Here is a 246-nt window from a genome sequence, read left to right on the forward strand (position 1 = left end):
GGCAGTATGCAGCCAACTGATGGCTAAACCGCTGGTAAAGCAACTGCGGCCTTTGCAGTTTTTGTTGTATGTCGGTATTTATCAGCTGAAGTTTATGCGAATTCCGGATCATGCGGCGATAAGTGAAACAGTAGAAGCAGCGCGCGAGTTAAAAGGCCAGTCGTTAACCAAATTGATTAATGGCGTGCTGCGCAATGTGCAGCGCCAGCAAGACCTGTTTAATTTTGATGCCGCACCGACCGCAGT

At 48.8% G+C, this 246-nt stretch carries 1 protein-coding gene; it reads left to right on the top strand.

Features of this window, described 5'->3' with window-relative positions:
* Positions 1-19: 19 nt before the first annotated feature.
* Positions 20-246: transcription antitermination factor NusB (locus R0J87_RS23345; protein ID WP_498889356.1), on the top strand; the 227-nt coding region annotated here is incomplete at its 3' end.

Origin of the sequence: Halomonas sp. SIMBA_159, assembly GCF_046536035.1 — a bacterium.
GTDB classification, from domain to species: Bacteria; Pseudomonadota; Gammaproteobacteria; order Pseudomonadales; family Halomonadaceae; genus Vreelandella; species Vreelandella venusta_A.